At 48.1% G+C, this 9,263-nt stretch carries 7 protein-coding genes; 3 read left to right on the top strand and 4 right to left on the bottom strand.

What is annotated here, in order from left to right; genetic code table 11:
• Positions 1-45 precede the first annotated feature (45 nt).
• The gene (gene lysS / locus VN429_RS01705; protein WP_325629127.1) at positions 46-1,572 is read right to left on the bottom strand and encodes a lysine--tRNA ligase; all 1,527 of its coding nucleotides are present in this window, start codon (positions 1,570-1,572) and stop codon (positions 46-48) included.
• A gap of 233 nt (positions 1,573-1,805) precedes the next feature.
• Complete coding sequence (locus tag VN429_RS01700) at positions 1,806-3,110, bottom strand: PEGA domain-containing protein (RefSeq protein WP_325629125.1); 1,305 nt, start codon at positions 3,108-3,110, stop codon at positions 1,806-1,808.
• Between the two features lie 327 nt (positions 3,111-3,437).
• On the opposite strand from VN429_RS01700, the gene VN429_RS01695 reads away from it, so the two are divergent.
• The 3 genes from VN429_RS01695 (at position 3,438) to VN429_RS01685 (ending at position 6,666) form a co-directional block, all read left to right on the top strand.
• Positions 3,438-3,557, top strand: coding sequence for a symporter small accessory protein (locus VN429_RS01695; RefSeq protein WP_325629123.1), 120 nt, complete (start codon positions 3,438-3,440; stop codon positions 3,555-3,557).
• Positions 3,558-5,120 (top strand): sodium:solute symporter family protein, encoded by a 1,563-nt coding sequence (locus VN429_RS01690; RefSeq protein ID WP_325629121.1) that lies wholly within the window; start codon positions 3,558-3,560, stop codon positions 5,118-5,120. It begins immediately after the preceding gene.
• 121 nt (positions 5,121-5,241) lie between these two features.
• Positions 5,242-6,666: a S8 family peptidase gene (locus VN429_RS01685; protein WP_325629119.1), complete on the top strand. Its 1,425-nt coding sequence runs from the start codon at positions 5,242-5,244 to the stop codon at positions 6,664-6,666.
• Here the strand turns inward: VN429_RS01685 and VN429_RS01680 are convergent.
• A complete protein-coding gene (locus VN429_RS01680) occupies positions 6,656-8,770 on the bottom strand; it encodes a DEAD/DEAH box helicase (protein ID WP_325629116.1) in 2,115 nt (704 codons plus the stop codon). The genes VN429_RS01685 and VN429_RS01680 overlap by 11 nt on opposite strands.
• A 13-nt stretch (positions 8,771-8,783) precedes the next feature.
• Positions 8,784-9,203, bottom strand: coding sequence for a thioredoxin (gene trxA, locus VN429_RS01675; RefSeq protein WP_325629114.1), 420 nt, complete (start codon positions 9,201-9,203; stop codon positions 8,784-8,786).
• Positions 9,204-9,263 lie beyond the last annotated feature (60 nt).

Genomic DNA, 9,263 nt, shown 5'->3' with positions numbered 1-9,263 from the left:
TTAGGAGTCTATATTCAAAAATACGTATAAATTCTGGAAATGCGCCTATTGCTCATCCTTACCTGTAACACTCTCCTCTTCATCTGAGGTTACTTCCCTTCTCATTGAAGGGAAGAGGATGACCTCCTTGATCGAGGTGTTACTGGTACTGAGCATAACCAGACGGTCAATTCCAATACCGACACCACCTGTCGGGGGCATCCCATACCCAAGAGCATTCACAAAATCATAGTCATGCATTTGGGCTTCTTCGTCGCCAAGACGGCGTTTCTCTTCCTGGGCCTCAAACCGCTTAAGTTGATCCAGAGGATCATTCAGCTCCGAGAACCCATTTGCAAGTTCCATTCCAGCGATAAAGAGTTCGAACCGCTCCACATACCCTTGCTTTTCCCGGTGCACCTTTGCAAGGGGAGAATTCTCAATTGGGAAATCAAGGATAAATGTTGGCTGAATCAGTTTCTCTTCAACCAGAGTCTCAAAGAAGAGAGGAAGGGCTTCACGGTGGCTGCAAACAGCCTCTATTCCTTCTACCCCGAGAGTTCGTCCTTTCTCCTTGAGCTCGTCAAGTGTGTACTCAAAGATATCAACTCCACCAATGGTTTTTACTGCCTCGTCCATCGGCATTGAGTTCCAGGGAGAAGCAAAATTTAGGGTCTGTTCCTCATAGGTGACCTCGTATCCTCCAGTCACTTCCCTGACAATACCAGATATTATCTCTTCAGTCAGGCTCATCATATCTTTGTAATCAGCATATGCCTGATAGATCTCAACCATTGAGAACTCAGGGTTGTGACTGGTATCAATATCCTCATTCCTGAAGTTCTTGGCAATTTCAAATACCTTCTCAAATCCTCCGACCACAAGCCGCTTCAGATAGAGTTCAGGAGCAATCCGCATGTACAGCTTCTGCTCAAGGTAGTTGTGGAAGGTTGTAAACGGTCTGGCATTTGCACCACCATAGATCGGCTGAAGAGTCGGAGTCTCAAATTCCAAAAACCCACGTGAAATCAGGTTATTTCTAAGTTGGGACAGGATCTTGCTCCGGGTCCTGAACGTCTCCCTGCTCTCTTCATTGACGATCAGATCCAGGTATCGCTGTCGATATCGTTTCTCCAGATTCGTCAGACCGTGAAACTTTTCTGGCAGTGAACAGAGGGCCTTGGTTAGGAGTTCAAAATCATCAACCCAGAGAGTGATTTCGCCAACCTTGGTTCTAAACACTCTTCCTGTGACTCCAACAATATCCCCACGCTCTACCCCGGATTTAAAAACTGCAAACTTCCCTTCAGGGAGTGAATCCTTTCTGATGTAAAGTTGGATTCTGCCAGATTCATCCCCAAGATCGCAGAAGAAGGTCTTGCCGTGATCACGGACAATATAGATCCTGCCTGCAGTCTTTACCTGTTCTGGGGACGGGTCGTGGGTTGCCGAATCGAACGCTTTCCTTATTTCGGCAATCGTGTGGGTTCTCTTAAAAGTAGGAGGATAGAGAGGGACTCCCTGCTCCTCGAGAAGACTTCTTTTTGCGAGACGCTGTTCATCGAACTGTAACGCTGGATTATCAAATGACATGGTTGATGTATCTCCTCCCCCTGGTTTGCCCTGGTTGCTGACAGTCTATCCGGGACGGGGGAGGGGCTGACTAGTGCAAGCCCCGACGGTTATGACTTATTTATCTTCAGCAATACTGCAATATTCGCTTAAATAATCAAGGGCAGGCCGGAAATAACCTTCGTAAAATTGGGAGGGCCATGAGTCCCTGGAAAATAACAGATGCATGGAAGATACAAGAAAATAAAAAAAGGTCAGATCTTCCTGCCATAATAATATCCTACAATTGCAAGTGCCAAGACGATCAGAACGGGAGACGGCCAGGGTGCCCCATTAGACGTCGCTCCTGCAACTTTGGTGTCAGAGGTTAGTGCAGTATTTATCTGAAGCACCTGTCCGGGTATAACCTCAAAAGAGGAATTATACTCCTGATATCCATCTAGTTTTATTGAGTAGGTATGCTTTCCTGAACAGACGGCCTCAACTGTTGCAGGAGTTGTTCCTTTCATCTGCCCATCAACAGTGATATCAGCACCTGCAGGATCTGAACTCACCATCACGAGGCCGCATGCTTGTGGCATAGGGCTTGGATCCATCTGTGCTGTCACCGGAGTAATTACTCCGGCAGTGACCATAGTCATCGCTTCAAAATCTTCGTAATTCCTGCTTGTGACATATATCCGATGACTTCCGGGAGAGACATTAGAGATTTCAAGAGGTCTTCCTGTTTCAGTAAGTCCCCGATATTCATCGTCAAGAAACACAGAAGCACCCGGAGGTTCGGTGGTTACAACCACAAAGCCCCCCGATGCACCACTTGCCGGCCTGAGAGAGGCATGAACAGGGGTTATCACCTGATTCTGCACTGAAACCCATTCCAGATAGTCATCATTTCCGGCACGACTAACCTTAACTTCATGGCGACCAGGGGGAATATTTCCTACAACAAGATTGGTTGTTCCTGCATACACGCCATCTACATATGCCATGGCCCCACCGGGATCTGAACTGATCTCAAGCGTTCCTGAACCAGTGCGAATGGTCATGTTCGCTGAAATCTGGGCGGTCTCTCCAGGATGAATCTCAACTGTTCTGACAAAGGGTTCATACCCCATCATAAGCAGCGAGACCAGATGGGTTCCAGTCACTAGATTATGGTAGGTCCAGGGAGCCATCTGCCCATTTCCGTTGTCAACTGTTACCATCGCACCTGAGGGGGATGAACTCACCATTAAGGAACCTGTGGTTGCAACCGGGACCATTACTGCCATTACCGGGATCATTCCACCTGGTTGAACTGTCTGATTATAGGTCTGTTCCCATATCTGGAAACCCTGCATCATGACCCTGATCACTGTTACGTTGGCGGTCATGGCTGGAACCGGAACAATCACCGGAGTCTCCCCGGCAAATGCTCCATTGACTATAACATCAGCACCCTGCGGATTGGATTTCACCTCGAAATATCCCATCTGTGTCTGTTGGGCTGATACCGGAGCCAAGAAAGAGATTATAAAAATGATTGCCAGAAGGTATGCAGATCCCCCTATTGGGAACATCTCCCTCATCATATCGGTATGGTTCTCAGGTTGTACCTGAAAATATATCCGTTACATTTTATTCCAATAAGGAACGCTGGCTGATTCAGACCACAGGAGGAGAGGATCTGGAATGGTGCATATGTATGATGAACATGCACCAGGGCAATTACAATTCATATATCATGAAGAACAGATACTGTACCGGTAAACTGATGCGAATCTGTACAATCCCTAAAGGCGGATTCTTATCACCCTCATTTTTCTTCGTGTTTAGATAGGGGGCTGGAATTTTCCAGTCCCCAGGTACTGACAACGCAGACAGGTTACCGTAGGTCTTCGATAATTATGATAACTATATGTGGAATCTCTGATCCGACGATCATTGCCGGCTATGCCCTATCTATAGGATTCGCTCTCGCCTGTATCTTGTATGGACTAGTAAACTGGAACAGGGGAGGATCATAAATGCCAACAGATCCGGTTGTCACTCTGGCGATTGTCCTGGTTTATGTTGCGATTACCCTTATTCTCGGGTACATGGGATACAGAAAAACCAACCATGCGGAAGATTACCTGCTTGCAGGCAGGGATACCCATCCGGTTATCATCGCACTTTCGTATGGTGCAACGTTCATCTCAACTTCTGCAATCGTAGGGTTCGGAGGTGTAGCTGCAAATCTCGGTATGGGCCTGATCTGGCTGACTGTATTCAATATCGGGATCGGTATTCTTCTGGCATTTGTTGTATTCGGAAAGAAAACACGGGAGAAAGGGGTGGAAACTGGTGCAGTCACCTTTCCCGATCTCATGGGAAAGATCTTTCAAAGTCCGGGACTCCAATTTCTATCAGGTCTGATAATCCTTATCGGCATGCCACTCTACACTGCAGCAGTTCTGATTGGCGGAGCCAGATTCCTGGAATCAACCCTCAACATCTCCTATACCACTTCACTGATTGTCTTTGCAGCAGTGGTTGCGGTATATGTAATGTACGGAGGACTCATTGCGGTAATGTACACCGACGCATTCCAGGGAGGTATCATGTTTGTCGGGATGACATTGCTCCTGGTGCTAACCTATGTTTACTTAGGGGGAGTCACTGCTGCAAATTCAGCCCTTGCTGCAATGTCAAACCTTGTCCCTGCATCACTTACTGCCCAGGGAATGACGGGATGGGCATCAATGCCTGATGTAGGTTCTCCAATCTGGTTCACCCTGATAACTACACTCGTTCTGGGCGTAGGAATCGGTGTCCTCGCCCAGCCCCAACTGGTTGTCAGGTTCATGACTGCAAAGGACAATCGAGCACTTAACAGGGCTGTTCTTGTAGGCGGGCCGTTCATCCTGATGATGACTGGAGTTGCCTTTACCGTCGGTGCCCTCACCAATGTCTACTTCCTGCAGCATACCGGAAAGATAGCGGTAAATGCAGCCGGAGGAAATATCGACTCTATCATACCGGTGTACATCAACCAGGCAATGCCCGAATTGTTCGTGATCATATTCATGCTCACGCTCCTTTCAGCAGCAATGTCCACACTATCAGCCTTGTACCACACTATGGGAACCGCCCTTGTATGTGATATCTGGGGTCGGGGAAAGACCTGCGCTCTTTCGGTCAGGGCAAATCAGATCGGATGTCTGATCATGATGATATTGAGTGTAGTCATCGCCTTGTTAATGCCTGAGGGGATTATCGCCCGGGCTACTGCAATGTTCATGGGACTTTGTGCATCAGCATTTCTTCCCGCCTTTGCTGTAGGGGTATATTCGCATCACCCTTCCCGTGCCGGAGCTATCTGGAGCATGGTTATCGGAGCTCTGACCTGGTTCTTCTGGACTGCATTTGTACATACAGCAGAAGCTAAGACTCTGGGCATTTCTCAGGTCCTAACAGGAGTGCAGACGATCCTCGGGCTCCCCTGGTCTGTCATCGATCCCCTGGTGGTTGCACTACCTCTTTCCTTCATCGTCATGATACTTTTCCAGTTCAGGGAGCGTGTACAGATTAGACAGAATTCCTGCTGAAAAGGCTCATACTCTTTTTTTGTTGAGCCGAGAAATATATTAACGAATGACCCGTAATCAGTCATACAATAGCTGCTGGTGTGATGTTCTGATCTGTTTCGTATACTAAAGGGGGATTGCAATGGAATCGAAGAGCACAATATTAGTTCTTGCTCTACTCGTGCTCTATCTAATAGGTAGTGTAACTGCCGGATCCCTTCCTATTCAATCTACGAATCATTCATCCGAAGATACAACCATAGCCACAAATGTCGATGAACACAAGACCCAGGGTGATATCCTCGTGAGAAGTAACGGGATCCGGGAAACCTTTGGTGTGGCAGGGAAAGGGATCAAGGTTGGGGTGATTGCAAACGGAGCGCAATCCATCAATATCTCTCAAAAAACCGGGGAACTCTCTGCAGTGCATGTCCTATCGGAAGGAACTGGTGACGAAGGGACTGCAATGCTTGAGATTATCCACGACATTGCACCGGATGCTGAACTCTACTTTTATGCATATGGCAGCAGTTCTGACACATTCAAAACCGCAGTGACAGCCCTTGTAAACGCAGGGTGCAATGTCATCTGCGATGATCTCTACTTTTTCCGCCAGCCTTTTCTACAGGACGGGGATGTTGCTGATTATATCAGATCCGCCCTCAAGGCAAATCCCCGTCTGATATACGTGACAGTAGCCGGAAACTTTGCCCCACTCCATTATCAGGGACCCTGGAAGGCCGGGATACCGTATGGGAAAAACCAGACATTACAGGACTTTGGAGGAGGAGCCTGTGCAGTGAATATCACCCTTCTCCCTGACGAACGGGTGATTGCTACACTCCAGTGGGATGATCCCTGGGGTCATTCATTCACGGACTATGATCTGATCCTCACTGATCCAAGAACAGGAGCAGTGCTAGCAACCAGCAACTTCACACAGAATGGAACCACCGATCCTTTTGAACATCTCGTATACGACCCTCCAGGACCAAACTCAGAGAAGGTATCACTACAGATTGTCAGAAACGGTCAGACCGCAACTCCCAACATTCTCGAACTGTTCATCAGGGGTGTTGATGCGAAAGGGGTTGATAATGCATTCATGAAAGACCCCACTGACTCGATATTTGGCCATGCAGCAGTCGAAGATGTGGTCACAGTCGGATCAGTAGAACCAGTTCCCCCCTTTACTATATCACAAGATTCATCTCACGGTCCTGTTACCATCAGGTATCCTGTCTCGACTAAACGCTGGAAGCCAGATATCTGTGCCCCAACCAATGTCAATGTCAGCGGAGCAGGGAATTTTCCAAACCCATTCCCTGGGACAAGTGCTGCTGCACCACATGTTGCAGGAGTTATCGCCCAGCTCTGGAGTGCTTTTCCTGATGTTTCCCGTGACGAACTGAAGCAGGTGATCTACCAGAGTGCCGATGACCTGGGTGCTCCCGGCTGGGATGAGATTTACGGGTACGGGCTGCTCAATGCAGAACGGTCTTACCGGTTGCTCTTTGACAAAAACAAACCAGCCTACAACACGAGCGACGCGATCCTCAAATCCTGATGCTGGGAGCCAGAATTATCCTGCGTATTCCCATCTCCAGGAGAAGGTCATCAAGTTTGAGCTGGTCATAAACGAGCATCTTTTTCAAGCATTCTTCTGGAAGGAAACAGGTGAAGGGTTTGTCAGTCTCCAGGAAATGCCAGATCCACTCAGGTGGAAATCTTGGATCCAGGTTTTCCATGCCAAGTCTTTCCACAATCCAGTCAGAGGTGATATCCGGGGATGAAAGTCGGACAGATATACCGTCAGAACCGGCGGCAAGAACTCTGAAATTTTCACTTTTGCATGCCTCTTTCAGGTAATGACAGAGTATCCTGTTCCATTCATCACCAAGGAATGAATATACACACATAAAGTCCCCCTCGCTCCGCACCACAATAGAATCGGGTCCCACTCCCTCTGGAAGAGATAACACAAAATTATGCACTCCTTCCCGAATCAGATCAGGAAACGGAAGATCTGAAAGCCCATTCCTGACGATTTTTGCTACCTGCTGCATCAGGAGATAACTCGTTCCCTGAAATACACCTCCAAAAACAGGGGGAACTGCTGAGGATCTAATCGGAGTGGCTTGAATCACATCCGGTTCTGAATGAACTCCTGTCGGAACCCATGATATCCCACCCAGTCTGAAAGAACCTGTCCTGCAACGACCAGCACCCCTGGAAGATACCGTCCCTATAAGATCCCCTTCAGACGATCGCACCATACAGGTTTTTCCATCACCAATTACCGAGAACAGGGAACCATGCTGCTGATCTGCCCATGACTCGAGAGTTGGGCCGGGCATGCAAAATTCATGATCTAGAAGAATAAACCCATCCCTGATGAGCGATGATATGATGAGACTTATCCGTTCATCAGATATCCTCTGGCACCAGTCACATCCGGATACGCTTCTGATCAGAGTCTCTTTTGAGACTCTCCACTTTGAGAGAAGAGTGATGATAATCTGTTGAACCAGAACCCGATACGGGTATCTGATTATCCGGACATTCTCCACCAGACCTGAAGCCGCTGATGATATTGCAGCAGCAACCAGGGCGGTCTCCCCGGGATCCCTCAGCATAAAGACCATCTGTGCACAGTTACCTCTCCTCCCAACCCTCCCCAGGCGCTGGAGAAATGAAGAGACACTGAATACGGGACCAGAGTGAACCACCAGGTCAAGTGCTCCGATGTCTATGCCTAGTTCCAGTGTACCCGTACAGATGATGGTTCCGGATTTTCCTTTAATAAATGCCTGTTCAGCCTCATTTCGTGTTGCTGATGAAAGTGATGAGTGGTGCACAAAAACCTCAAGGCCGGTTCCTTCAAACAGACTTGAGAGAGTCTCAGCTTCCCCCCTGCTTCCTGCAAAGATAAGTGAGCGTTTCCCCTTGATCAGGGGCAGGATCCGGGTGCTTTCTGAACCATCCCACCCACACAGGAACGTAAACTCACGGAGAAGGGCTTCATGCTCTGCCATAATCACCTGCGAACCTGTACTCCTCCTACTCATCCAAGCAAGGACCTCATCCGGATTTCCGATGGTTGCAGATAGACCGATCCGTTGAACTGAGAGACCTGATTTCTGCTCCATTTTGGATAGGGATGCCATGAGTTGGCTTCCCCGCTCTGAAGATGCAAGAGAGTGTACCTCGTCAATGATACAGACTCTAATTCTTTCTCCCAGGAGAGAACCAGAAGGACCCTTCAAAAGAATAGTCAGGCTTTCAGGTGTGGTAAGAATTATCGCAGGAGTATCAATAACCGGAATTTTGGAGCAGAGGAGATCACCATGAACCTGGAGAACAGAGAGATGGAGTGGAGTAAGCATATGGTCAAGTCGGGCAGCCATGTCGGTGATGAGTGCCTTGAGAGGAGAGATGTACAAACAGACCGGAAGATCCGGATGCTGTTTCAGGATCATATCCAAAACCGGAATAAAAGCCGCCTCACTCTTTCCTCCTGCCGTTCTGGCAGTAAGGAGGAGATCATCACCGGAGCAGATCGGTTTATATGCGAGTTCCTGAATCCTCGTGAGATCCTTCCATTGCAGGGTATGACCGATAACCTGTTTCAGTGAGGGATGAAGCTGAAAAAAAATCGAGCAGGCAATCATTACCCGGACCGGATTACACTATATTGAACGCGACTTTGATCTGCTGTTCAAGCTGTGGTCGTGGAAGAACCCCTGCAATCTGGTTTATTACCTTACCGTTCATGAAGAAGAAGAGCGTCGGTATTGCACTGATCCCAAACTGGTATGCAATATGCTGGTTCTCATCAGTGTTGCATTTTGCAAACTGTACTTTCCCTGCAAGCTCACATGACAGGTCTTCGATCACTGGCGCGAGCATCCGGCACGGGCCGCACCAGGGTGCCCAGAAGTCCACAATAAGCCGGGGATAATGGTTCAAAGTATCGTTAAAATTCTGTTCGTTCAGAACAAGGATACTACTATGTGGGCCATCTCCCGCGGATGCAGGAGGATCGAACCGTTTTCTGAGCTCCTCCATTTTTCGTTCCCTTATCTCCTTGAGTTCATCATCCATACCAACTAGTTGTCAGATCCGGCAATAATCTTTCCAGCATAATTAGAGAAATATATATAT

The organism is Methanospirillum sp. (genome assembly GCF_035560735.1).
Classification (GTDB): Archaea; Halobacteriota; Methanomicrobia; order Methanomicrobiales; family Methanospirillaceae; genus Methanospirillum.
Note: the sequence above shows the minus strand (reverse complement) of the source record. Positions and strands in the feature narration are given on the sequence as shown.